This window comes from Pseudomonas sp. G.S.17 (genome assembly GCF_038096165.1).
GTDB lineage: Bacteria > Pseudomonadota > Gammaproteobacteria > Pseudomonadales > Pseudomonadaceae > Aquipseudomonas.
Genome location: NZ_CP151076.1, coordinates 50,444 through 75,829, shown reverse-complemented (window position 1 = coordinate 75,829; position 25,386 = coordinate 50,444). Strand labels below are relative to the sequence as shown.

The 25,386-nt window shown below is 59.6% G+C and carries 21 protein-coding genes and 1 pseudogene; 12 read left to right on the top strand and 10 right to left on the bottom strand.

What is annotated here, in order from left to right; all coding sequences use genetic code 11:
- Positions 1–18 precede the first annotated feature (18 nt).
- From AABC73_RS00360 to AABC73_RS00340, 5 genes and pseudogenes are all read left to right on the top strand, one after another.
- Positions 19–1,929 carry an ATP-binding cassette domain-containing protein gene (locus tag AABC73_RS00360; RefSeq protein WP_341521981.1) on the top strand — a complete coding sequence of 637 codons (1,911 nt, stop codon included), beginning with the start codon at positions 19–21 and terminating at the stop codon, positions 1,927–1,929.
- A gap of 16 nt (positions 1,930–1,945) precedes the next feature.
- On the top strand, positions 1,946–2,536 hold the full coding sequence (locus AABC73_RS00355; protein WP_331149749.1) for a mechanosensitive ion channel family protein: 591 nt from the start codon (positions 1,946–1,948) through the stop codon (positions 2,534–2,536).
- A gap of 97 nt (positions 2,537–2,633) precedes the next feature.
- Entirely contained in the window at positions 2,634–3,260 is a 627-nt protein-coding gene (locus tag AABC73_RS00350) for a LysE family transporter (RefSeq protein WP_341521980.1), read from the top strand.
- 281 nt (positions 3,261–3,541) lie between these two features.
- Entirely contained in the window at positions 3,542–4,876 is a 1,335-nt protein-coding gene (locus AABC73_RS00345; protein ID WP_341520479.1) for an IS110 family transposase, read from the top strand.
- Between the two features lie 45 nt (positions 4,877–4,921).
- Positions 4,922–5,329: pseudogene (locus AABC73_RS00340) on the top strand (transposase); the annotation flags it as partial.
- A gap of 147 nt (positions 5,330–5,476) precedes the next feature.
- Here the strand turns inward: AABC73_RS00340 and AABC73_RS00335 are convergent.
- Entirely contained in the window at positions 5,477–6,256 is a 780-nt protein-coding gene (locus AABC73_RS00335) for an exodeoxyribonuclease III (RefSeq protein WP_020291964.1), read from the bottom strand.
- 82 nt (positions 6,257–6,338) lie between these two features.
- Here AABC73_RS00335 and pyrE point away from each other — a divergent pair, with 82 nt between their 5' ends.
- Positions 6,339–6,980 carry an orotate phosphoribosyltransferase gene (pyrE, locus tag AABC73_RS00330; protein ID WP_341521979.1) on the top strand — a complete coding sequence of 214 codons (642 nt, stop codon included), beginning with the start codon at positions 6,339–6,341 and terminating at the stop codon, positions 6,978–6,980.
- A 55-nt stretch (positions 6,981–7,035) separates the two neighbouring features.
- Complete coding sequence (locus AABC73_RS00325; RefSeq protein WP_341521978.1) at positions 7,036–7,638, top strand: DUF4124 domain-containing protein; 603 nt, start codon at positions 7,036–7,038, stop codon at positions 7,636–7,638.
- A 28-nt stretch (positions 7,639–7,666) separates the two neighbouring features.
- On the opposite strand, the gene AABC73_RS00320 is transcribed toward AABC73_RS00325, so the two are convergent.
- The 5 genes from AABC73_RS00320 to coaBC all read right to left on the bottom strand — a co-directional run bounded on the left by AABC73_RS00320 (position 7,667) and on the right by coaBC (position 16,621).
- A complete protein-coding gene (locus AABC73_RS00320; RefSeq protein ID WP_341521977.1) occupies positions 7,667–10,969 on the bottom strand; it encodes a ParB/RepB/Spo0J family partition protein in 3,303 nt (1,100 codons plus the stop codon).
- 368 nt (positions 10,970–11,337) lie between these two features.
- Positions 11,338–12,243: an acetylglutamate kinase gene (argB, locus tag AABC73_RS00315; protein WP_065832822.1), complete on the bottom strand. Its 906-nt coding sequence runs from the start codon at positions 12,241–12,243 to the stop codon at positions 11,338–11,340.
- A gap of 28 nt (positions 12,244–12,271) precedes the next feature.
- Positions 12,272–14,851, bottom strand: coding sequence for a phosphomannomutase/phosphoglucomutase (locus AABC73_RS00310; RefSeq protein WP_341521976.1), 2,580 nt, complete (start codon positions 14,849–14,851; stop codon positions 12,272–12,274).
- 99 nt (positions 14,852–14,950) lie between these two features.
- Positions 14,951–15,406 (bottom strand): dUTP diphosphatase, encoded by a 456-nt coding sequence (gene dut, locus AABC73_RS00305; protein WP_341521975.1) that lies wholly within the window; start codon positions 15,404–15,406, stop codon positions 14,951–14,953.
- Between the two features lie 6 nt (positions 15,407–15,412).
- Positions 15,413–16,621: a bifunctional phosphopantothenoylcysteine decarboxylase/phosphopantothenate--cysteine ligase CoaBC gene (coaBC, locus tag AABC73_RS00300; RefSeq protein WP_341521974.1), complete on the bottom strand. Its 1,209-nt coding sequence runs from the start codon at positions 16,619–16,621 to the stop codon at positions 15,413–15,415.
- 131 nt (positions 16,622–16,752) lie between these two features.
- On the opposite strand from coaBC, the gene radC reads away from it, so the two are divergent.
- Entirely contained in the window at positions 16,753–17,427 is a 675-nt protein-coding gene (radC, locus tag AABC73_RS00295; RefSeq protein WP_341521973.1) for a DNA repair protein RadC, read from the top strand.
- 107 nt (positions 17,428–17,534) lie between these two features.
- Here the strand turns inward: radC and AABC73_RS00290 are convergent, their stop codons facing one another.
- Positions 17,535–19,124 (bottom strand): ABC transporter substrate-binding protein, encoded by a 1,590-nt coding sequence (locus AABC73_RS00290; RefSeq protein WP_341521972.1) that lies wholly within the window; start codon positions 19,122–19,124, stop codon positions 17,535–17,537.
- 364 nt (positions 19,125–19,488) lie between these two features.
- Here AABC73_RS00290 and rpmB point away from each other — a divergent pair, with 364 nt between their 5' ends.
- Together rpmB and rpmG are read left to right on the top strand one after the other, a co-directional pair.
- Positions 19,489–19,722 carry a 50S ribosomal protein L28 gene (gene rpmB / locus AABC73_RS00285; RefSeq protein ID WP_007920377.1) on the top strand — a complete coding sequence of 78 codons (234 nt, stop codon included), beginning with the start codon at positions 19,489–19,491 and terminating at the stop codon, positions 19,720–19,722.
- An 11-nt stretch (positions 19,723–19,733) separates the two neighbouring features.
- Complete coding sequence (gene rpmG / locus AABC73_RS00280) at positions 19,734–19,889, top strand: 50S ribosomal protein L33 (RefSeq protein ID WP_003437824.1); 156 nt, start codon at positions 19,734–19,736, stop codon at positions 19,887–19,889.
- 70 nt (positions 19,890–19,959) lie between these two features.
- On the opposite strand, the gene AABC73_RS00275 is transcribed toward rpmG, so the two are convergent.
- Complete coding sequence (locus AABC73_RS00275) at positions 19,960–20,193, bottom strand: hypothetical protein (RefSeq protein ID WP_341521971.1); 234 nt, start codon at positions 20,191–20,193, stop codon at positions 19,960–19,962.
- Positions 20,194–20,276: 83 nt separating this feature from the next.
- Positions 20,277–20,639 carry a cupin domain-containing protein gene (locus AABC73_RS00270; RefSeq protein WP_341521970.1) on the bottom strand — a complete coding sequence of 121 codons (363 nt, stop codon included), beginning with the start codon at positions 20,637–20,639 and terminating at the stop codon, positions 20,277–20,279.
- A 261-nt stretch (positions 20,640–20,900) separates the two neighbouring features.
- Here AABC73_RS00270 and AABC73_RS00265 point away from each other — a divergent pair, with 261 nt between their 5' ends.
- Positions 20,901–22,394: an aldehyde dehydrogenase gene (locus tag AABC73_RS00265; RefSeq protein ID WP_341521969.1), complete on the top strand. Its 1,494-nt coding sequence runs from the start codon at positions 20,901–20,903 to the stop codon at positions 22,392–22,394.
- Positions 22,395–22,597: 203 nt separating this feature from the next.
- The gene (locus AABC73_RS00260; protein WP_341521968.1) at positions 22,598–23,743 is read left to right on the top strand and encodes an MFS transporter; all 1,146 of its coding nucleotides are present in this window, start codon (positions 22,598–22,600) and stop codon (positions 23,741–23,743) included.
- On the opposite strand, the gene AABC73_RS00255 is transcribed toward AABC73_RS00260, so the two are convergent.
- Positions 23,740–25,323 carry a phospholipase D family protein gene (locus tag AABC73_RS00255; protein WP_341524359.1) on the bottom strand — a complete coding sequence of 528 codons (1,584 nt, stop codon included), beginning with the start codon at positions 25,321–25,323 and terminating at the stop codon, positions 23,740–23,742. The genes AABC73_RS00260 and AABC73_RS00255 overlap by 4 nt on opposite strands.
- Positions 25,324–25,386: the final 63 nt, after the last annotated feature.

Sequence of the window (25,386 nt, the reverse complement as noted above, 5' to 3'; positions counted from 1 at the left end):
GTAGACTCCGCCGCCATTATGATTCGACTTCAAAGCCTTACCTTACAGCGTGGCCCGCAACGTCTGCTAGAAGACGCCGAGCTGACCCTGCACGCCGGTCAGAAAGCCGGCTTGATCGGTGCCAATGGCGCCGGCAAATCCAGCCTGTTCGCGTTGCTTCTGGGTGAGTTGACCCCGGACTCCGGCGACTGTCTGCTAGCCGCCGACTGGCGCATCGCTCACATGCGGCAGGAGATCGACACCCTCGACCGCATTGCGGTGGACTACGTGCTCGATGGCGACCTGCGCCTGCGTGAAGTGCAGCGTTTGCTGGCGCAAGCCGAAACGGCGCAGGACGGTGCCGCTCAGGCGCGCATGCACTCGGAGCTGGACAGCGCCGATGGCTACACCGCCGATGCCCGGGCGCGCAAACTGCTTGCCGGTCTGGGCTTCACCAACGAGCAAATGGACAAGCCGGTATCCGACTTTTCCGGCGGCTGGCGGATGCGTCTGAACCTGGCGCAAGCCTTGATGTGCCCGTCAGACCTGTTGCTGCTCGATGAACCAACCAACCACTTGGACCTCGACGCCATTCTATGGCTCGAAGACTGGCTGAAAAGCTATCCCGGCACGTTGCTGTTGATTTCCCACGATCGGGATTTTCTCGATGCCGTGGTCGATCACGTGGCGCACGTCGAGCAGCGCAAGATCACCCTTTATCGCGGTGGCTACAGCGCCTTCGAACGCGCCCGTGCGGAACGTCTGGCCCAGCAGCAACAGGCTTATGACAAGCAGCAGGCGCAGCGCGCGCACATGGAGAAATTCATCGCGCGCTTCAAGGCCCAGGCCACCAAGGCCAAGCAGGCCCAGAGCCGGATCAAGGCCCTGGAGCGCATGGAAGAATTGTCGGCGGCGCACGTTGATTCGCCCTTCGACTTCACCTTCCGCGAATCGAACAAAATCTCCAGCCCACTTCTGGATTTGTCCGACGCCCGTTTAGGTTACGGCGACCGCGCAGTGCTGGAGAAGGTCAAACTGCAACTGACACCGGGCGCACGCATTGGTCTGCTCGGGCCAAACGGCGCGGGTAAATCGACGCTGATCAAAAACCTTGCCGGCGAACTTGAGCCGTTGAGCGGTCGACTGGTGCGCGGCGAAAACACCGTGGTCGGTTATTTTGCCCAGCATCAGCTGGACTCGCTGGATTCCAAGGCCAGTCCGCTGCTGCATTTGCAGCGCATTGCACCCACCGAACGCGAGCAAACCCTGCGCGACTTCCTCGGCGGCTTCGACTTCCGGGGCGCGCGTCTCGACGAGCCGGTGCTGAACTTTTCCGGCGGCGAAAAAGCCCGTTTGGCCCTGGCGTTGATTGCCTGGGAAAAACCCAACCTGCTGCTGCTCGACGAACCCACCAACCACCTGGATCTGGAGATGCGCCTGGCCTTGACCATGGCCCTGCAGGAATTCAGTGGCGCGGTACTGGTGGTGTCTCACGATCGGCATCTGCTCAAAAGCACCACCGATGACTTCCTGCTGGTGGCTGACGGCCGCGTGCAGGAATTCGACGGCGATCTGGAAGACTACGCACGCTGGCTGGTGGAATACCGTCTGCGCAACGCCCCGGTCAGCAACACGCCGATCAACGTCGACAAGACCGACAAGAAGGCCCAGCGCCAACAGGCAGCGGCCTTGCGCCAACAATTGGCACCGCACAAGAAACAGGCCGACAAGCTGGAACGCGACCTGGGATTGCTGCACGAGAAGCTCGCCAAGGTCGAGGCCGCACTGGCCGACAGCGCAAACTACGAAGCCGCCAACAAGGACAAGCTGCGCGATCTGCTGGCCGAACAAGCCAGCCTGAAGGTTCGCGAAGCCGAACTGGAAGAATCGTGGATGGAATCGCTGGAACTGCTGGAATCCATGCAGGCCGAACTGGAAGCCTTGTCGTGATGCGGGTTCGGTCCTGATGGGCAGTTTCAACTTGCCGGTGCCGCCTTACTGGGTCGAACCGATCTGGCTGGGCGTGCAGATTCTGCTGATTCTGCTGGCGGGCTATCTGCTGCAACGTCTGGTGGGTCGCTTCCTGACTCGCCTGGGCGAGCGCTATCCCTTGCCACCGGAGCTGCTGATGCCGCTGCGCGGCGGTCTGCGCTGGCTGATCATGGGCAGCGCGTTCGTCTTCGTACTCGGTCGGCTGGGTGTTTCCGCCACCGTCCTGTGGACTGCGCTGTCGGGCTTCGTCGCCGTGGCGGCCGTGGCGTTCTTCGCCATGTGGAGCGTGCTGTCCAACCTGCTGTGCGCGATCCTGATCTATACGATTGGGCCGTTCCGCATCGGCGATGTGGTTGAGCTGGTCGATACCCTCGACAAACCCGGCGTCAAAGGCCGTGTCACCGCGATCAATCTGATGTTCACGACCCTGATCGAGCTGCCCGAAGCGGGCGGCGCACTGGTGCAAGTGCCCAACAGCCAGTTTTTCCAGAAGTCGGTCCGCCGCTGGCGTGGCAGTGATGTTCTGCCGATAGCCTCGACTGAAAAGCATCTGGGCGATCAGTAGTTTTTTCCTGAAACTGCACGCAATCGCAATAAACCGATAGTCAAATGCCCGCGCAAACACTAGCTTATCCAGTACTTCCGAAGGATTGAGGTGTGTGATGGCGTTGGAAACATGGCTGGGTTTTTTTGCCGCGTGCTGGGTAATCAGTTTGTCGCCGGGGGCGGGCGCGATTGCGTCGATGTCCTGCGGCCTGCAATACGGTTTCTGGCGCGGTTACTGGAACGCGCTGGGCCTGCAAATCGCGCTGGCTGCGCAGATTGCGATTGTCGCGGCGGGCGTTGGCGCGGTGCTGGCAACGTCAGCCCTGGCCTTTACCCTGATCAAATGGTTTGGTGTGGCGTACCTGATTTATCTGGGCGTCAAGCAATGGCGAGCGCTGCCGGCCGACATGTCCGACAATCCGGCCATTCGCCCCATCGGCAAGCCGCTGAGCCTGGTATTGCGTGGCTTCCTGGTCAACATCAGCAACCCCAAGGCGCTGGTGTTCATGCTGGCGATCCTGCCGCAGTTCATCGATCCAACCGCACCCCTGCTCGCGCAATACCTGACGATTGGCGCGACCATGGTTTGCGTCGACATGATCGTCATGGCCGGTTATACCGGGCTCGCCTCGCGGGTGCTGCGCCTGCTGAAAACCCCGAAACAGCAACGCCGGATGAACCGCACCTTCGCCGGATTGTTCGTGGGCGCGGCGGGTTTTCTGGCGACATTGCATCGGGCTTGAGGTTGCTGGCGCGCCGTAAACCCGCGATTGCTGTAGGAGATCCCCCGTCGTCCAGACGCCGCGCTGTCGCGCAGCAAACGGGGGATGCGTCTAGCGTTGAAGGTGCGCGCGGGGCAGAGACCGTAGCCCGCACTGGTGTGACAGCACCCGAGTAGGAGAGTGGTCCGCACGGTATCGGCGTGGAGTCATTGTCGGCACAGCTTGCTGTGACCACGTATGAGAGAGTGAATCTTTTCGCCACCGTGTACCCCGCGCGCCCCTTAATCCTGCGAGGAATTCTCATGGCGCGCAAGAACCAGCAGAAACGTTTACGAATTGTTCACGATGACTGTGCGGGCATCGATATTGGCAGTCGTGAGCATTGGGTTGGCGTCGACCCTGATCGATGCGATAACCCGGTGCGCAGTTTTTCCACCTTTACCGACGACTTGCTCGGTTTGGCCGACTGGCTCGAATCGCTAAGTATCAGCGTGGTCGCGATGGAGGCGACCGGGGTTTACTGGATTCCCCTGTTCGAAATTCTGGATGCCCGCGGATTCGACGTCTATCTGGTCAACTCCCGGGCCACACGCCAGATATCGGGCCGTAAATCTGACGTGCTGGATTGCCAGTGGATTTGGCAGCTCATGAGCTATGGCCTTCTGCGGGGGGCCTTCCGACCTTCGGACGCCATCTGCTCCATGCGTTCGATAGTGCGCCAGCGCGCCAATAAAGTTCGCGATCAGGCTCAAACGCTCAACCGTATGCAGAAGGCGTTGAGCCAGATGAATATCCAGCTCGCCAATGTGATCAGCAATATCGCGGGTGTGACGGGAATGAAAATCCTGCGCGCCATTATCGAGGGTGAGCGTAATCCACAAAAGCTGGCCGCTTTTCGAGATCGGCGCATCAAGGCTGATCACGAAACCATTGAGCGCAGTTTACGAGGCAACTGGCGCCTGGAACACCTGCATGCCCTGGCTCAGGAAGTGGCTTGCTACGACTTTCTTGAAGGGCAGATCGCTGAGTGCGACCAAGCGATCAGACAGGTGCTTGAACAATTGCCGACACTCAACGACAAGCCTCAGCCCTCGACCAAGGCGCTGCGCAGTCCGCATCGTTCTTCATCGGAGCAAGCCGGTTTGCATCAGGCTCTCTGGAAAATCATGGGAGTTGATCTGACGGCTATTCCGACCCTCGGCGTAGATACGGCCTTGGTGCTCGCCAGTGAGATCGGCCCTGACTTGTCACGTTTTCCGACATCGGGACACTTTTGTTCCTGGCTGGGTCTTGCGCCCCCGACCCGAATATCAGGCGGTAGACAGCTGCCCGGCAGTGGTCCCAAAGTCCTGAATCGAGCAGCCCAGGCGTTGAAGCAAGCCGCCTCCAATGCGCGCAATGACAAAAGCTTCATCGGTGCCAGCCATCGTTCGCGTTTGGCAAGGATGGACACCAGCTGTGCGATCAAGGCAACCGCCCACCAACTTGCCCGCTTGATCTACGCAATGCTGACCAAAGGCCAGCCTTACGTTGAACAAGGAATGGAGGCTTACGAAGCCAAGACCCAAGACAGGCAGATGCGGGCCTTGCTGCGCAAGGCCCGCAAGTTGGGATTGGAACTGGTGAAAGCTGCGTGATTTTTCTTAGTCAAAACAGTGGGTTATTTTATGTTTGATGAGAGTGAGATCGGCCCTGACTTGTCACGTTTTCCGACATCGGGACACTTTTGTTCCTGGCTGGGTCTTGCGCCCCCGACCCGAATATCAGGCGGTAGACAGCTGCCCGGCAGTGGTCCCAAAGTCCTGAATCGAGCAGCCCAGGCGTTGAAGCAAGCCGCCTCCAATGCGCGCAATGACAAAAGCTTCATCGGTGCCAGCCATCGTTCGCGTTTGGCAAGGATGGACACCAGCTGTGCGATCAAGGCAACCGCCCACCAACTTGCCCGCTTGATCTACGCAATGCTGACCAAAGGCCAGCCTTACGTTGAACAAGGAATGGAGGCTTACGAAGCCAAGACCCAAGACAGGCAGATGCGGGCCTTGCTGCGCAAGGCCCGCAAGTTGGGATTGGAACTGGTGAAAGCTGCGTGATTTTTCTTAGTCAAAACAGTGGGTTATTTTATGTTTGATGAGAGCGGCTTTAGCCGCGAGACCGCTCTCCCGGCTAAAGCCGGTCCTACGGGACAATTTTCGTAAAAAAGCCGACACGAAGTCGGCTTTTTAGTGGGCGATTGGAGGCTAGATGGTCAGCGTCCAGTCGTAGTCCACGATCAGCGGCGCGTGTTGCGAGAAGCGCGGCTGGCGTGGCAAGCGGGCGCTGCGTACGAAACGGCGCAGGCCTGGGGTCAGCAGTTGATAGTCGAAGCGCCAGCCGAGGTTGAGCATTTCGGCCTGTTCGTTATCCGGCCACCAGCTGTACTGATCACCTTCGCGACTGACTTCGCGCAAGGCATCGACATAACCCATGGTGCCGACAATCTCGTCCATCCAGGCACGTTCTGGCGCCAGGAAGCCCGGTGATTGCTGGCTGTCACGCCAGTTCTTGATGTCCAGCTTCTGTTGCGCCACGTACAGCGAGCCGCAATAAATGTACTCGCGACGCTTGCGGCGCTGCTTGTCCAGATACTTGCCGAAATCGTCCATAAGCTTGAATTTCTGATTCAAGTCTTCGTCGCCGTTCATTCCCGAAGGAAGCAGCAAGGTAGCAATACTGACTTTGTCGAAATCTGCTTGCAGGTAGCGCCCGTAACGGTCGGCTGTTTCGAAGCCCAGACCGCTGATTACCGCTTTCGGTTGCAACCGCGAATACAGCGCCACACCACCCTGGGCCGGCACTTCTGCTTCGCAGGCATATAGGAAATAGCCATCCAGTTGGTAGGCTGGGTCGTCCAGTTCGAAGGCGGAGGCGCGGGTATCCTGAAGGCAGATGACGTCGGCATTCTGAGCCTGCAGCCAACTGAGCAAACCACGCTCGACTGCGGCCTGAATGCCATTTACGTTCACACTGATGATCCGCATAAATGGCCCCAAAAATCACGTGCGTGTATGATACCCGAGCTCTACCTAATTAGCTAAATCCGTGGTATTCGGGGCTTTTTTCATGCAAGCGTATCAGCGCGATTTCATTCGTTTTGCCATCGATCGCGGGGTTTTGCGCTTCGGTGAGTTCACTCTCAAGTCCGGACGCACCAGTCCGTACTTCTTCAATGCCGGCCTGTTCAACAGTGGTTCCGCCCTGGCGCAGCTCGGTCGTTTCTATGCGGCGGCAGTGGTCGAAAGCGGTATTTCCTTCGACGTGCTGTTTGGTCCGGCTTACAAGGGCATTCCCCTGGCGGCCGCTACAGCCGTGGCTTTGGCTGAACATCACGGGATGGATTTGCCGTGGTGTTTCAACCGTAAAGAAGCCAAGGCCCATGGCGAAGGCGGCAGCCTGGTTGGCGCACCGCTGACCGGCAATGTGCTGATCATCGATGACGTCATCACCGCAGGCACGGCGATTCGCGAGGTCATGCAGATCATCAAGGGCCAGGACGCGACAGCGGCCGGAGTCTTGATCGCACTCAATCGACAAGAGCGCGGCAATGGCGAGCTATCCGCGATTCAAGAGGTCGAGCGCGATTTCGGCATTCCGGTGGTGAGCATTGTGTCGCTGAACCAGGTGCTGCAATTTTTGGCAGGTGATCCGCAACTCAAGCAACATTTGCCTGCGGTCGAGGCTTATCGGGCTCAATACGGGATCTAAAAAACGCTCATGCCCGCTGGCTTTGAGCTTGTGATCGCGACGTCGAAGGAGTGCCATGCGTAGGTTGAGCGTCATTTGCTTTTGTTTATCGCTGGGCCCATTGCTTTCGCCGTTTGCGATCCAGGCTGCAGAGGCACGTGAAATTCTGCTCTATCGCTATGTGGATAGCCGCGGCGTGACCGTCCTGGATCGTCAGGGCGTACCGCCGGAATACGCCGCCAAGGGCTATGAAGTGCTCAACTCCCGCGGGCGGGTGGTGCAGGTTGTACCGCCGCCGCCTACTGCCGAAGAGCTGGAACAGGCGCAAGCCGCGAAAGCCAAGGCAACCGCCGATGCGCAACTGTTGCGTCAGTACAGCAGCGTCGACGACGTGGACCGCGCCAAAGCGCGCAAGCTCGCCGAGCTGGATGCTCTGGTCGATGTGGCCAAGGGCAATATCCTCAATCTCAATGCGCAGCAGAGCAGCCTGCAAAAGCAGGCCGCCGATCAGGAGCGAGCAGGGCGACCGGTCGTTCACTCGTTGATCGACCAGCTGAACGATGTGCGGGACCAGCGGCAGAAGCTGCAGGCCGATATCGTGCGTTATCAAACCGCTCGCGCCGAAGCCGAAAAGGACTTCGCCAGCGATCGCGCCCATTTACAGCTGCTGACTCAGTAGCAACCTGCTTGCGGGTGTTGGCCATTTCTTACCGGCCGATCATGTGAATAATCACCGGCACCTTCTCCAGTTGCAGATCCAAAGCGGCTTGCAGTCGATGATTGCCGTCAACAATGCTGAAGACGTTGCCGGTTTTGGCCACTTTTATGGCCGGCACATAAGCGCCGTTTTCGATGGCCGCCTTAACGCTGGCTAACCGCAGCGGATCAAGACTGATCCGGTCCAGACTGATGTCGCTGACAGGCAACTCAGTCACGCCCGGATTAGCACCAGCCTCGCCTGACACCTTCCAGGTCTTGAGCGTCCGGTAGTCGTAATGGCCCACAAGGTCCACCTGTTTATTGGTGGCCAAATCGATATAACTGCTTTGATCAGAGTCCTTTCTGAGCAACGTCTTGCTGCCATTTTTACGCACATGCACATGAATTTCCGCGCCAGCTGATATCTCCGCGCGCATGTCCGCCTTTATCTGTTCCTTGCCCTGGAAAATATTGTGCCGCGCGACGAACTGATCATATTCGTCAACGTCGGTGATTCTTTTGCCAAGACCGGGTGAGTCAGCTGCAAATTTGCCCGCTCCACGTCCGCTCAGGGGATAGCCGAGCTGCCCGTTCACGCGCTGCGGGACACGAAACATCGGTTGCTCGCCCAACCGCCCGGTTATTTCCAATGGCGGTCCGTAAGGCTTGCCGGATGCCGGGTTGATCAGGTGATGCCCCGGCGACGCCGCCATGCCGGTCTTGCGCACCACGACGTTACCCACACCATTGACGCTACCCAGCTCGTCGAGGTTCGACAGCGGTTTCCATCGGCCCGCGTCGATGACCTGAGGCAACCCTCCAACGAGGTCATAGCTGCCGGTTTTGTTAGTCAGCCTGTCGCCCGCCCGCCTGAATTGCAGAATGCCCAGGCGGATTTTTTCGACACTTGCGCGCGTGAGGCTGACGCCAATCCTGCCGCTCATGCGCAACACGACAACCACAGCACCCAGGGGGTTGAGCTGGGCCAATGTCGAGCTCATCAATTGTGTGGTCAATAACGTAAAACCGGGCAAGGCCGCTTTGAAACCGGTTCTGACTGCCTGACTGGCGAGCCGTGCGGAACCGCCGATGAACTTGCCCAGCGGGATACCCAAGGTAATGACATCCACCCCGATCCCGATGATGCCTGACACCACCTTGTCCCTGGATCCGGAATTGAGATCTTCGATGGCCTGCCAGAAAGGAATGACTTTTTTCAGCAGCCAGATAGCGGGATCAGGCTGTTCTTCCTGCTCTTGAGTGGAGGTTTTCTCGTAGGCTTCGTCTTGTATCAAACGTTCATCAACATAAAAAAGCAGGCTGGAGACCGTGTCGGCAATTGCGGCCAGCTTTGTCGAAGCAAAAGGACAGGGTAAGTCGCTTAGCTCTTCCCCGAGCCTGGGTTCGGCGGCAATCGGTTGACCCAGCGGCTCGGCGATCACCCTGGAATTCACGTCCTTGCCGGGGTAGCCACCTTCTTTGAAGGCGCTCCAGTTGAACGGCAGGGATGTCGCTCGCCTTACCGTGACAATCTGCTCAATACAAGAGGGAGGCCAGACCATCCGGACGAGTTCGCCGTTGACCTGCAGGGTTTTCAAGTCCGGACGCAGGCGGATGATCATGAGGTGCGGGAACACTTCGTAATACGCCGATCTGCTTTCGAATTCGACTTTCATGATAAAGCCGCGGCGTCCCCGGAACGGATTTGTAGCGATTTCAGTTTCCTCATCGGCAATCAGGTCGCTTTCCTGCCTCAGGGAATACAGCGTGATCGTGCCGCGCTCTATGGCGATTCGCTCTGGCAAGCGCAAGCCTGCCAGCAAGCTGATAATCAGAGCGCTGTAAGCCTTCTTCTGCTCGGTCACATAAGTTTCGAGGTGGGCTTTGAAGCGGGTATCGAGGTCAGGCAATGCGGCAAACAGCAGTTTGCGTTGCAGTGACGGCCTCTCAACATCGTCGTCAAGCGGGGTGCCGGGGATGCGCCAGTCTTCCAGCGACCGCTCGCCGGACATGTAGAGGTCCAGCAGCGTTCGCGCGTCACGTTGTAAACGCGGACCGCTGGCAACGTAGGTTTGCCTTTCCCGGTAATGCAGCTTGAAAGCCGTATCGACCCAGACATTGCCCCAGCGCTTATGGGCAAACCCAAGGCAAGGGAACAAACCTTCATAACGCGACACTGATTCGCCCGCGTCAGCCAGTGCCTGGGTAATTCCGGATGTGACACCGGCGCCGTTTATAAGCTCGGCAGCGAAGTCACTTCGCAAAGGAAGGGGCCTGGCCAGTGTTTGCGCAACGTTGACCGCCTTCGCCGTCTGCGTGTCCAGCGCCCCGCATGCGGCCTCGATCTGATCGGCGCTGTAGGGCGCGTCTGGCCCGGGGCGAGGCAGCACATGATTGACCGCCGCCCATATGAGTGTCGCCTTCAGCCTCGTCGCCACGATCAGCGCTCGCTGCTCATCCGACGTCGCCTCGGCGCATTTCAGGGCGGGCAAAGCAATCAATTGACCGTCTCGCATCCCTTGTGACGAACCGGGTTCGATGGCCTCGGCGAGGTCCACGCCATGCTTGAAATTGACCCACACCGAGCTGCCAAAACTCAGATGCTTGTGAAGCCTCCTCACCGCCAGTTCCGGAACCTGCGGGGCGAGGATGCGCAAGGCAAGCAGTGCGGCGCAGTGTGCCCGGCGCTTTTGAAGTGCGAGATATGCATCACCCGCAAGAGGCCGCCCCTCCCGCGAACGGTGCGCCGCCGCGAGGAAGTTCAGCAAATCCTGCCTGATCCTCTGGCATGACCGGCCCCAATTATCGGTCTTCTCGTACTCATAGCCAGCGATCCAACCTGGCCTTGGGGGTGTCCACGACTCCAATTCCAGGCGCAGGACCTTCCAGACGAGTTGGCTGGCAACCAGTGCGTCGGGCTCCTCTTGCTCTCCCGCCCCATGCCAGCCCAGGGCCTGAACCAAGTGTTTGCCGACTGCTTTCACGTGCGCCGAATCGAAGAAGTCGAGCGCCTCGCAGGCTTCTTCGGACAAACCGCTGTTCGAGCGCGCCGCCAATTCTTTCCAGGTCAGTAGCTGGAAAAGCGTCGTCAGCCGGAATGAATCCGGCATGCCCTGACTTGGGGCGTCAGGGCGGGCGGCCGCCTGCCGACGGACCTCCTGCTGGTTTTCGGCGACGTAAAGACGACTGGCCACTTTCAAGGTCTCGATTTCTGCCTCAGCCACCAACCCGTCGACCAGATGGGTTGCGCAGCGCCAGAATCGCGGCACTTCTTCATTGTCCTCAAGCCCGGGCAGCGGGCGACCCGGCATGGCCGCGATGAACTCCGTCGTCTTGACGGCGGGCTGAGTCGGCGGCGTGATCCGCCCGTCCCATGGAGGACATTGTCTGCGGAGGGTTTGTTGCCATCGCTCAGCGACTGAGGGCGGCTCGGCTCCGGGTGACGAACCCTGGGTTCTACAGGTCAACATTCTGCTATCTCCGGTAAGTAGTTGCCGAAGACGTTCCCTGAATGAAATGCAAAAGTAAGCAGGCGATATAAACAGCGAATATCAGACCTGTCGCCGCGACGCAGACATAACGGCGTCAAGGCGTGTCATCCAGATCCTGATAAAAAAAGGCCCTGCCGGATAGACCGGCAGGGCCTTTTAGAGAGCTATAGCGTCAGACGCTCAACCCATCAATGCCGCTTGCGATTGGTGATCTGCGTGCCCACGCCGCTGTCGGTGAAGATCTCCAGCAGCACTGCGTTCGGTACGCGACCATCAATGATGTGCGAGCTGTTGACGCCACCCTGGACCGCTTCCAGCGCGCAACGAATCTTGGGCAGCATGCCGCCGTAGATCGTGCCGTCGGCGATCAGGCTGTCGACTTGCTCGGTGGTCAGCCCGGTCAGGACTTCGCCCTGTTTGTTCATCAGGCCAGCGATATTGGTCAGCAGGATCAGTTTCTCGGCCTTGAGCGCCTCGGCAACCTTGCCCGCCACCAGATCGGCGTTGATGTTGTAGGACTCGCCATTAGGGCCGACGCCAATCGGCGCGATGACCGGAATGAAGTCGCCTTTGACCAGCATGTTCAACAGATCGGTATTGACCCCGACGACTTCGCCCACCTGGCCGATATCGATGATTTCCGGCTTGGTCATTTCCGGCGTCTGACGCGTGACGGTGAGTTTCTTCGCCCGAATCAGCTCAGCGTCCTTGCCGGTCAGGCCGATAGCGCTGCCGCCATGGCGGTTGATCAGGTTGACGATGTCTTTGTTGACCTGGCCGCCCAGCACCATTTCCACGACGTCCATGGTCTGCGCATCAGTGACGCGCATGCCGTCGATGAAGTGGCTTTCGATGGACAGACGCTTGAGCAGGTCACCGATTTGCGGACCGCCGCCGTGAACGACCACCGGGTTGATTCCCACAGCTTTCATCAACACGATGTCGCGCGCGAAGCCGGTTTTCAGCTCGTCGCTCTCCATGGCGTTGCCGCCGTACTTGATCACCAACGTCTTGCCGACAAACCGGCGGATGTAGGGCAGCGCTTCGGACAATACCTTGGCGACGTTGGCTGCGGAATCACGTTCGAGGGTCATTCAGGGCTCCAGTCAAAGGGAAAAACAATCAGAAAGGCAGTTCGAGGTCCGGCGCGACTTTTTTCAGTTCGGCGTGGAACACGTCCTTGATGCGCTGCAACTCGGCCTCGGTTTCAGCTTCGAAACGCAGCACCAGTACCGGCGTGGTATTGGAGGCACGAACCAGACCCCAGCCTTGCGGGTAATCCACGCGGACACCGTCGATGCTGGTCAGTTTGGCGTCGCCCCATTGAGCGTCTTTTTCCAGCGCTTCAATGATGGTGAACTTGGTGACGTCCGTGACCTTGATGTTGATTTCGGGGGTCGAGATGTCGTTCGGGAAGGTTTCGAACAGCTCTTCGGCGGTCTGCGATTCCTGGCTGAGGATTTCCAGCAGGCGTGCAGCGCTGTAGATGCCGTCGTCGAAACCGAACCAGCGTTCCTTGAAGAAGATGTGGCCGCTCATTTCGCCAGCCAGCAATGCGCCGCTTCTGCGCATTTCTTTCTTGATCAGCGAGTGACCGGTTTTCCACATCACCGGACGACCGCCATGCTTGCTGATCAGCGGCGTCAGGCGGCGCGTGCATTTCACGTCGAAAATGATGTCGGCGCCAGGGTTGCGCTTCAACACGTCCAGGGCGAACAGCATCAGCAGACGGTCCGGGTAAACCACGTTGCCCTTGTTGGTCACGACACCCACGCGGTCGCCGTCGCCGTCGAACGCCAGGCCCAGATCAGCGCCGGTTTCTTTCACCTTGGCGATCAGGTCCTGGAGGTTTTCCAGCTTGCCCGGATCCGGGTGGTGGTTCGGGAAATTGCCGTCGACTTCAGCGAACAGCGAAATCACTTCACAGCCCAGCGCTTCGATCAGTTGCGGGGCAATAACGCCAGCAGCGCCGTTGCCGCAGTCCACGACGACCTTCATTTTGCGCGCCATGACGATGTCGTCTTTGATCTGCTTGTAGTAGCGATCAAGGATGTCGACTTTGGTCACGCTGCCTTTTTGCGAGGTCAGGTTACCGGTCTTGATGCGCTCGTGCAGCGCCTGGATCTGCTCGTTGGCGAGGGTGTCGCCGGCGATGACGATTTTGAAACCGTTGTAATCCTTCGGGTTGTGGCTACCGGTGAGCATGACACCGGTCTTGCCCGCCAGCACGTTGGCGGCGTAATACAACGCCGGCGTCGGCACCAGGCCGACATCGCTGACGTGGCAGCCGCTGTCGTGCAGGCCCTGGATCAATTGCTGTACCAGCTCAGGGCCGGAAAGACGGCCATCGCGGCCAACGCTGACGTTTGGCTCGTTCTGCGCCAGGCTTTCAGAGCCGATGGCGCGACCGATCCAGTACGCTGTTTCAGCGCTGAGGGTGTCCCCGACCACGCCACGGATGTCGTAGGCGCGAAAGATTTCGTCAGGGAATTTTGGTGCCACGGATGCTGGGGTGTTCATAACTGGGGGGTGCTCCGATCTCAGGAAGTCCTGGTTTTCGTCGAGGATGTCGATATCGAGAATGTCGGTATCTTGAAACAGCGGGTCGGTCCAATCGCTTAGTGCTGCGCAAGGAGCCGATGCTGAAGCACTGCTTTGTTCAATGTCCGGTATTGCGCCTGATTGCCCACCGACCACATCGACGGCCGGAGCCGAGGACTGGTTGCGCGGTGAGAAGCGGGCGAGGCTCTGGGCCAGGCTGTGAAGCGCGGGCAGGTCCAAACCGAAAGGTTTGACGGCTTTTCCGCTGGAGAGTTCTTCAAGCAGCTGATTGAGCTGACGGGCGTCAGCCTGGATCCGCCGCTGCAAGGCGCGCTCGTTGAGCCACAAGCCCAGCACAACGCCTGCCAGAGCGATCAGAGCGGCCAACACCAGGAGCAGAAAGGGCGGCGAAGATTTCAACGCGGGCCCTGGGGTGAATTCCAGTTTCCAGTTGGCAAAGCCGGTATCGATGCGTTCAGGTTTGCCGCCATCGGACTGCCCGCGCTGCAGGAACACTTGCTCGGGACCATTGCCGAATTGCTGGATCAAGCGAACCTGACCCACCGACTCGGGGATGACCGGCAGCGCATTGAGCAGACGTTGCGGATCGTAGGCCAACAGCAAGGTCCCGCTGATCGGCGCCGTCGGACCAGCACGCAGCGGCGCCGCGCTGTAGATCATCCAGCGCTCACCGGCTTTGCGCGCCTCGGGAGCCGCCTGCTGACCGCGAGCGGCCTGGCTCAGCATGTCCAGGGTCGAAAAGCTGATCGGCATCGCGCCTTGGGCATCAACATCGGTCATACCCAGCGGATTGACTCGCGCACCCAGCACACCGCCCCAGAAGCGCAGCGGACTGACCGCAGCCTCAAGCACCGCAGGATTATTGGCTTGCAGCGCCACGACCAGACCGGCGTTCAACGCGGCGGCCTGAGTGTCGGCATTCATTTGCTTGAGCGCCACGCCGACCGATGCCGCCTGCGCGTTACCCCAGACTTGCTCGGCCTGGACTTGCTGCTGCGGCTTGTCGATGAGCGCCATGCACACCAGCACGCTCGCCGCGCCCAGCCCGATAACGGCGGGCCACAAACCCGGAGAGAGGGCGCGCAGGCGCGCAGCAAGAAGCTGGGTGCGTTGATTCTCGGAACGCTGGGTGCCTGTCACCTGACCTCTCTCCACGAATTCATCCTGAACTGCCTATCCCTTGCTTGCTTGAGCGCGGCCCGCATTACGCGTGCCGCCATCCAGCATTCGGGTCAAGAATCAGTGGCTGCCGGAATGGCCAAAACCGCCAGCGCCACGCTGGCTGACGTCGAACTCTTCAACCAGTTCGAAATGCGCCTGCACCACCGGCACCAATACCAATTGGGCAATGCGTTCGCCGATAGCGATCTTGAATGCGGTCTGGCCGCGATTCCAGCACGACACCATCAACTCGCCCTGGTAATCGGAGTCGATCAGACCGACCAGATTGCCCAGCACGATGCCGTGTTTATGACCCAGCCCGGAACGCGGCAGAATCATCGCCGCGAGGCCGGGATCGCCGATGTAGATCGACAGGCCGGTCGGGATCAGGAGGGTCTGGCCCGGCTCCAGCGTGGTGTCTTCCTTGAGCATGGCGCGCAGGTCAAGGCCGGCGGAGCCGACAGTGGCGTAGGCTGGCAGAGGGAATTCGTTACCCATGCGCGGGTCAAGGATCTTGGCTTGTAGAGCGTGCATTCGTGATTAAACCTGGTTCATTCGTTCGGCGATAAAAGTGATCAGCTGGCGGGCAATCTTGCCCTTGCTGGTCTGGGCAAAGAGCGTTGCGTGCAGCGCCCGGTCGATCACGCTGCAAGCGTTTTCTTCGCTGTTGAAGCCAATGCTCGGATTGGCAACGTCGTTGGCGACGATCAGATCAAGGTTCTTGTCCTTGAGCTTGCGGGCGGCGTAGTCGAGCAGGTGTTCGGTTTCGGCGGCAAAACCGACGCTGAAAGGCCGATCCGGGCGGCCTGCGATAGTGGCCAGAATGTCCGGGTTGCGCACCATCTGCAGCAGCAGGCCGTCACCGGTCGAAGGATCTTTCTTGAGTTTGTGTGGGGCGACGACTTCCGGGCGGTAGTCCGCCACGGCAGCAGAGGCAATGAACAAGTCGCAGGGAATCGCGGCCTCACAGGCGGCGAGCATGTCCCGCGCGCTGACCACGTCGATTCGCGAAACGCGATCCGGCGTCGGCAGATTCACCGGCCCGGTGATCAGCGTGACGCGGGCGCCAGCCTCAACGGCAGCTTCGGCCAGGGCAAAGCCCATTTTCCCGGAGCTGTGGTTGGTGATGTAGCGCACCGGGTCGATGTTTTCCTGGGTCGGGCCTGCGGTAATCACCACGTGTTTGCCGGTCAGCGACAGGCGCTGGAAACAATCGGCGGCACATTGGGCAAGGTCGGTGGCTTCGAGCATCCGGCCGAAACCCACGTCGCCACAGGCCTGGCTGCCGGTCGCCGGACCGAACACGCGAAAATCCCGCTCTTCCAGCAAACGAGTGTTGGCCTGTACTGACGGGTCGCGCCACATTGCCTGATTCATCGCCGGAGCAATCGCCACGATGGCGTCGGTAGCCAGGACCACGGTGGTCAGCAAGTCGTTGGCAATGCCTTGGGCGAGCCGGGCAATGAGATCAGCAGTGGCCGGGGCGATCAGGATCAGATCGGCCCACTTGGCCAGCTCGATATGCCCCATCGCCGCTTCAGCGGCCGGGTCGAGCAGATCCATGTGCACCGGGTGCCCGGACAATGCCTGCATGGTCAGTGGCGTGATGAACTCAGCCCCGCCACGGGTCATGACGACCCGAACTTCGGCACCCTGGTCGCGCAAACGCCTGACCAGCTCTGCGCTCTTGTAGGCCGCGATGCCACCGCCGACGCCGAGAACGATGCGTTTCCGATACAGCCGCTGCATAGGCCTGCCTTTTAGTCGAGTGATACGCGACGGCGATGGCGTTCCCCAGGCCAATCGCCGTGCAAAAAAGATGGGCTAAGATAGCACAGCGACCGCACCGGAACAGCGGCGCCCACACACATGGAGGTGCTATGAGTATTCGTGATTGGCCTGCGGCGGAGCGCCCGCGGGAGCGGCTGTTGGAACTGGGTGCGGCAAGTCTTTCCGACGCCGAACTGCTGGCGATCTTTTTGCGCACCGGAGTCACCGGAAAAAGCGCCGTCGACCTGGCGCGTCATCTGTTGAATCAATTTGACGGACTGCGCGGGCTACTGGATGCGGACCTGGCAACATTCAGTGCACATTTGGGTCTGGGATCAGCGAAATTCGCCCAGTTACAGGCCGTAATGGAAATGTCGCGTCGACACATGGCCGAGTCCCTGAAGCGCGATTCCGCACTGGAAAGCCCGTCCCAGGTGCGCAATTACCTCAAAGCCCAATTGCGCCACGAACCCCACGAAGTCTTCGGCTGCCTGTTTCTGGACAACAAACACCGCGTGCTGTGCTTTGAAGTGCTGTTCCACGGTTCGATCAATACGGCACACGTGCATCCCCGGCAAGTGGTCAAGCGCGCCATGGTGCACAACGCCGCCAGCCTGATCCTGTGCCACAACCACCCCTCTGGCGTCACCGACGCCAGTCAAGCCGACATCGAACTGACCAGACGCCTCAAGGACGCGCTGTGGCTGATCGACGTGAAGGTGCTCGACCACGTGATCATCGGCGACGGTGATCCGTTGTCGATGGTGGAGTGTGGGTTGATGTAAAAAGCGCTCAAAATCTGTTGGAGCGAGGCTTGCCCGCGAATCGCCGTATCAGGCGTGCCGCTTCGCGAGCAAGTTCGCTCCCACAAAAGTTGGCTCCTGCAAGGGAATTATTTGACCTGCACCTTGAAGAAATCCTGCCGACCGAACGGGCTGACTTGATATCCCGTCACGTCCTTGCGAGTCAGCGCGGCGGCGGTTGGGTGGGCCAATGGCAACCACAACGCCTGCTGCTGGATCTGTTCCTGCGCCTGGTGATACAGCTTGCTGCGAGCCGCCTGATCGCTGGTGGCCTTGCCGTCGCTGATCAGCTTGTCCAGCGTCGCGTCGCAATAACGGGCGAAGTTGGTTCCTGATTTGACTGCGGCGCAGGAGAACTGTGGCGTCAGGAAGTTATCCGGATCGCCGTTATCGCCCGCCCAACCCATGAACAACAGGTCATGCTCGCCCGCTTTGGCGCGACGGATCAGCTCGCCCCACTCGATCACCTTGATCTCGGCACTGATGCCAACTTTGGCCAGATCGGCCTGGAGCAATTGCGCGCCAAGGCTTGGATTGGGGTTGAGCAGGCTGCCGGACGGCCGCGTCCAGATCGTGGTTTTGAAGCCGTCCTTCACGCCAGCTTTCGCCAACAGTTCCTTGGCCTTGGCGATGTCCAGCTTGTAGCCCGGCAAATCTTTCGCATAGCCCCAGGTATTAGGCGGATACGGCCCGTTGGCGGCTGCGGCAGTCCCTTCGAACACGGCCTTGAGATAGGTCGGCTTGTCGAAGGCGAGGTTGATCGCCTGACGCACTTCAGCCTTGTCGAACGGCGGATGCTGGCTGTTGATCGCCAGGAACGCCGTCATGAACGCCTCGGTTTTTTCGACTTTCAGCGCAGGATCTTTCGCGGCTTCCTGGATATCCAGAGGCTTGGGCGACAAAGTGATCTGGCACTCATTCTGGCGAATACGCTGCAAACGCACGTTGGCGTCCGGCGTGATCGCGTAGACCAGTGCGTCGACGCCAGGCTTGCCAGCGAAATACTCGGCGTTGGCCTCATAACGGACCACCGCGTCCTTCTGGAAGCGCTTGAACACGAACGGGCCGGTGCCGATTGGCTGGCTGTTGAGCTTTTCCGGCGTACCGGCCTTGAGCAACTGCGCGGTGTATTCAGCCGAATAGATCGAGGCGAAACCCATGCTCAGCGTGGCCAGGAAAGTGGAATCAGCATGATCGAGGGTAAACCGCACAGTCAGCGGGTCCGGGGCGTCGATTTTCTTGATCAGCGCCGGGAGCTGCATGGACTGCGCATGGGGGAAGCCGCTCTGGGCGACTTTGTGCCATGGGTTTTGCGGATCGAGCATACGCTGGAAGCTGAACACCACGTCATCGGCGGTCAGTTCGCGGGTCGGGGTGAAGTAATCGGTGTGATGGAACTTCACCCCCGGGCGCAACTTGAAATCATAGGTCAGGCCGTCCGGGGACACGGTCCAACTCTGCGCCAGGCTTGGCACCAGCTTGCCGCTCTTGGCGTCGAAATCCACCAGACGGTTCATCAGCACGTCGGCCGAGGCGTTGGTGGTCGTCAACGAGTTGTACTGCACGACGTCGAAACCTTCGGGGCTGGCTTCGGTGCAAACACTCAAAGTTGTCGCGGCCTGGGCCAGCATCGGGGCGAACAAAGGAGCGAGCAAAAACGGTATCGCAGCAAGGCGCATGGCTATATTCCTGTCAGAAAAGGGCCCCATCTGCAGGCGCAGTCTGGTAAGGGACTTACCCTAGACCATGCATCGGCTCAGAACAATCGCTGTAACACGACGAGCGGTAGATTTGCTATCGTCCCCGCTGGCGCGCCACTGCTGGGCTGAACGGCCTGCGATATACACAGGCAAAGCGCATTGCCTGTTGTTGCATGCCAGCCTTTCTGGTATAAAGCAGCGCTCTTTTCTAGGGGCCCGGTTCCTTCACTGTAGGTGTAGCCGGTAAGACCCTTAAAGAAACGCGGCGCCTGGCGCCAAATGACTGAGAGATTAAGCGGCCAACCCATGCCGGGTTGGGCATGTGGTTTTAGAGGGCTGAGGCATGTCGAGAGTATGTCAAGTTACCGGTAAGGGTCCGGTGACTGGGAATAACATTTCCCACGCAAACAACAAAACCCGTCGTCGTTTCCTGCCAAACCTGCAGCATCACCGCTTTTGGGTTGAAGAAGAGAAACGTTTTGTTCGTCTGCGCGTATCTGCTAAAGGCATGCGTATCATCGACAAGCGTGGCATCACTGTCGTGCTTGCTGAACTCCGTCGCGACGGCAAAATTTAAGGGAGAAAGTCATGCGTGAATTGATCCGTTTGGTGTCGAGCGCTGGTACAGGCCATTTCTACACCACCGATAAGAACAAGCGCACCACTCCGGACAAAATCGAAATCAAAAAATTCGATCCGCGGGTTCGCAAGCACGTGATCTACAAAGAAGCCAAAATCAAGTAATTGATTTTTCTTCTACAAAAAAGGCCTACATCTCACGATGCGGGCCTTTTTTGTGGGCGCTGCTAAAACTTCAACCGATGAGAAAGTCGATAATCATGCCGTGCTCATCCGTATCGATGGTGATGCGCTCGGGATCGTATTCAAAGCTCTCCGATGAGTAGTCGAAGGCGGGAACGAACAGGATACTGTCCGGACCGACAACGCTGGTCCTGCCGGTCAGACAACTGATATAGCCTTTGACGCAAGGGTGGTACGGGTTGCCGATCATGTGTTTGATTCGCTCGTAAGCGGCTTCGTTGGTCACGCAGATCTTCCTTGTATGCCGGGGGTTTCCTTGAGTGGAAACACTATTCTCAACCCCGACAAACGACGCCGCGCGGTACAAACCTATATTTTTTGCTCGAACACCACGTAGATCTTGCGGCACGGCTCCAACACTTCCCAGGTGCCTTTGAAACCTGCCGGGATCACGAAGCGGTCACCGGCGCGCAGGGTTTTCGAGCTGCCCGCTTCGTCGCGCAGCACTGACACGCCCTGGACGATTTCGCAGTATTCATGCTCGGTGTAATTCACCAGCCATTGCCCGACCTGGCCTTCCCAGACGCCCGCACTCATCTGTCCACACGGGCTGTTGTAGTGGTTGTAGAGCGTCTGTTCAGGATCGCCCTTGAAAATTCTTTCCGGGGCGGGGCGGTAGTGCTCGGCGGCTGTGCCGGCTTCGCTGAAATCCACAATGCTGTCGATGGTCATTTTTCATTCTCGCGGTAGAGGCATTTGCTGGTTTGACGAAGCGTCGGGGCAATAGTGCCCGGCCGCTCTGCGCCATGTTGAATAAAACGAACATCGGCGGGCCGTTCAGGCCATTTATGTCAAATATATTGGAAATCGCCCAGTCACTGGTTTAGGGTGGCGAATACCGTTATTTGATCTCATCGTATTCTCAAAGCGTGCGTTTCGGGCCTTGTTTGCCGATTCGAGCACGCTTCAACCTATCAAGCGGAGGACATTCGTATGACCACCCTGACTCATGCTGACTGGGAAAAACGTGCCCAGGATCTGAAGATCGAAGGCCGTGCCTTCATCAATGGCGAATACACCCACGCCGCGTCCGGCGATACGTTCGAATGCCTCAGCCCGGTTGATGGCCGCCTGCTCGCCAAAGTCGCCAGCTGTGACGTTGCCGATGCCCAGCGTGCCGTGGAAAGCGCCCGCTCCACGTTCAATTCCGGGGCCTGGTCGCGCCTGGCACCGGTCAAGCGCAAGGCTGCGATGATTCGCTTTGCCGCGCTGCTCAACAAAAACGTCGAAGAACTCGCCCTGCTGGAAACGCTGGACATGGGCAAGCCGATCAGCGACTCGTTCGGTATTGATATTCCTGGCGCCGCCCAAGCCTTGAGCTGGAGCGGCGAGGCTATCGACAAGCTGTATGACGAAGTCGCCGCCACTGCGCACGACCAGCTTGGCCTGGTGACACGTGAGCCGATTGGCGTAGTCGCGGCTATCGTGCCGTGGAACTTCCCGCTGCTGATGGCCTGCTGGAAGCTCGGTCCGGCGCTGTCCACGGGTAACTCGGTGGTACTCAAGCCGTCGGAAAAATCGCCACTGACCGCCATTCGCGTTGCCCAACTGGCAATCGAGGCGGGCATTCCGGCTGGCGTGCTCAACGTGGTGCCAGGTTACGGCCACACCGTGGGCAAGGCGCTGGCCTTGCACATGGACGTCGACACCGTGGTGTTCACCGGCTCGACCAAAATCGCCAAGCAGTTGCTGGTGTATTCGGGCGAATCGAACATGAAGCGCGTCTGGCTCGAAGCTGGCGGCAAAAGCCCGAACATCGTGTTTGCCGATGCGCCGGACCTGCAAGCCGCAGCCGAGTCCGCCGCCAGCGCCATCGCCTTCAACCAGGGCGAAGTCTGCACCGCCGGCTCGCGCCTGTTGGTGGAGCGCTCCATCAAGGACACCTTCCTGCCGCTGGTTATCGAAGCGCTGAAAGCCTGGAAGCCGGGCAATCCGCTGGATCCGGCGACTACGGTCGGCGCGCTGGTGGATACCCAGCAGATGAACACCGTGCTGTCGTACATCGAGTCCGGTCACAGCGACGGCGCCAAACTGGTCGCGGGCGGCAAGCGCATCCTGCAGGAAACCGGCGGCACCTACGTTGAGCCAACGATTTTCGACGGCGTGACCAATGCCATGAAGATCGCCCAGGAAGAGATCTTCGGCCCGGTTCTTTCGGTATTGACCTTTGATACCGCCGAAGAAGCGATCCAGATCGCCAACGACACGCCGTACGGCCTCGCTGCTGCGGTGTGGACGGCCAACCTGTCCAAGGCGCACCTGACCGCCAAAGCGTTGCGTGCCGGCAGCGTGTGGGTCAATCAGTACGACGGCGGCGACATGACCGCGCCGTTCGGTGGCTTCAAGCAATCGGGCAACGGCCGCGACAAGTCGCTGCATGCGTTCGACAAATACACCGAGCTGAAGGCGACGTGGATTAAGTTGTAACAGTACGGCAAATCCTGCCGATCAATCCTTGACCGGTGGGAGCAAGCTTGCTTGCGAAGACAATGTGTAAGGCTCCAGACAATCTGCTGGATGTACCCGCTTTTTCGCGAGCAAGCTCGCTCCCACAGTAATCGCTACGGCCGGGCTCCTTCGCAGGAATCCGGCTGTGTTGTTTCAGCCCTTTGACCCACAGGAGCGTGGCAATGCGTTGGGGGACTTATTTTGCGGTGCTGGCTTCGGTACTGAGCGTCGGGCTCGCACTGGGCGTCAGCATGCCGCTGGTGTCACTGCGTCTGGAAAGCTGGGGCTACGGCTCGTTCGCGATCGGCGTGATGGCGGCGATGCCCGCCATTGGCGTATTGCTGGGCGCGAGTCTGGCCAGTCAGCTTGCCGCACGTTTCGGCACGGCGGCGCTGATGCGCCTGTGTCTGTGGGCGGGCGCGCTGTCAGTGGGTTTGCTCGCGCTGCTGCCGTATTACTCGGTCTGGCTGGTGCTGCGCCTGATGCTCGGCGTGATCCTGACCATCGTGTTCATTCTTGGCGAAAGCTGGATCAACCAACTCGTGGTCGAGCGTTTGCGCGGCCGCCTGGTTGCGCTATACGGCAGCACCTACGCGCTCTGCCAACTGGCCGGGCCGTTGCTGCTCGGCGCGCTGGGTACCGAAGACGATTACGGCTTCTGGGTCGGCGTGGCCTTGCTGGTCAGCTCGCCACTGCTGTTGCTCGGCCGTAGCGGGGCGCCCAGCGCTGATTCCTGCAGCGTGACCTTTATCGACTTGTTCGGCTTCTGCCGCTCCATGCCCGCCATTGCCTGGGCCGTGGCGCTGTTCGCGGCCTTCGAAGCCTTGATCCTGACGTTGCTGCCGATCTATTGCCTGCGCCAGGGTTTCACTGCGGAAATCGCCCTGGCGATGGTCAGCACCGTGGTGGTCGGCGATGCGTTGCTGCAACTGCCGATTGGCGCGCTGGCCGACCGCATCTCCCGACGTACGCTGTTTTCCGCTTGCGCGCTGGCGCTGATGATTTCCAGCCTGCTGGTGCCGTTGATGGTCGATACAGTATTGATCTGGCCGCTGTGGGTGCTGTTCGGCGCCAGCGCAGGTGGCTTGTTCACCTTATCGCTGATCCTGATCGGCGAGCGTTTCCGCGACGACTCGCTGGTCCGCGCCAACGCCCATGTTGCGCAACTTTGGGGGGTGGGTTGTCTGATCGGACCATTGGCGGCCGGAGCGGGCAGCCAATGGGTCAGCGGGCAGGCACTGCCGCTGTTGATGGCAGCGGGCGCATTCGGGTTAGTGCTGTTGTCGCAGCGGCGCGGCGCTTTTGGCGTGCAGCCGGTGGCGGCCTAGAGCATTTTCTCCAGGCCGACGGCGCTGCTTAACCACGCATTGAAGCGGCGCCATGCGTCACCCGGTTCCTTGTGCAAGGTGTGGATCTTGCCGTCGTCCTCGGTTTCCCACACCACTTTGCCGTCTTCCAGCTTCGCCTGATAACTCAAGGCCGGCGCCATGCCTTGCAGGGTCAGTTCGCGCAAGTATTCAGTGAGCTGCGGGCTGTCGACCAACACGCCGACTTCGGTATTCCACAGCACCGAACGCGGATCGAAATTGAACGAACCGACAAAGATTTTCTGCCGATCGAAAATCATCGCCTTGCTGTGCAGGCTAGAGTCCGAACCGCTGTTGAGGAACGCGGCTTTCTTGAACAGATGCGGGCCGCTGCCGCCGCTGGTTCCGGTATCGCCCGGTTGGCGACGCATTTCGAACAGCTTCACGCCATGCTCAAGCAACGCCTTGCGATAGGGCGCGTAACCGCCGTGTACAGCCGGAACATCGGTGGCTTCCAGAGAGTTGGTCAGCAAACTCACCGCGACCCCCGCATCGGCGCGCCCAGTGAGGTAAGTGAGGCCTTCTCTGCCGGGTACGAAGTAAGCGGAAATCAGCACCAACTCGTCCTTAACGTTGAGCAGTTCCGGCGCCAACTGCGTGGCGAGCAGTAGATGCGGGTCCGGTTCGCCGCGGGCCAGCACCTTGGTGGGCGCATCCCACAGCGCCTGGTTATGCGCCCAGATCAACTCGTTGAGCCAGGTTTTCATGCGCGGCTGGGTTTTGTAGGCCATCAAGCGGTCGTACAACGCACGATGTTGCTGATGCGACTTCTCCAGCGAGTCTTCGAGCTGCACCCGCGCCTTGGCGAGATCGCGCACGGTCGGCAGGAAATACATGAATTCGGCAATGGGTTTGCTGAGCGCGCTGTTCCAGTATTGGTCGAAGCTGTACTCCAATTGCTGCGCCACCGGCCCGACGCTGAGCATATCGATATCGGTGAAGTTGAGGTTTTCCTTGGCATCGAAATACTCGTCGCCCAGATTGCGCCCACCGACAATCGCCACGCTGCTGTCGGCCAACCACAGCTTGTTGTGCATGCGTCGATGTTGGCGGGACAGGTTAAACAGCCGTCCCATGTTGCGCGTCACGCCGGTTTCACGGCCCAGCTCTTGTGGGTTGAACAGCCGGATCTGAATGTTCGGATGCGCGGCGAGGGTGGCGATGGCCTGATCAAGGCCGTCGCTGGTGGTGTCGTCCAGCAGGATTCGCACCCGCACCCCGCGATCTGCAGCCTTGAGCAGTTCGTCGATGAGGGCGCGCGTGCTCAGGCCGTCGTGAACGATGTAGTACTGCAAGTCCAGGCTGGTGCGCGCATTGCGGATCAACTCGGCCCGGGCCATGAAGGCTTCGGTGCTGTTGGGCAGCAGGCGAAATCCCGAACGGCCTTCATGGGGCATGGCCATGGACTGAATAGAGCGGCCGAACGCCGAGTCGGTCGGCGGCAACGCCTGACTCGGCTCTTTGGGAATGCTGACATGGGCGCAGCCACTGACGCACAACGCAAATAGCAGACAAAGGGACGACGCCCACGCTTTCTTCAAACTCACCACCCGCACACTTCAATATGGCGATATGACCCTCGAAACCCGATAAAAGTTACGGCA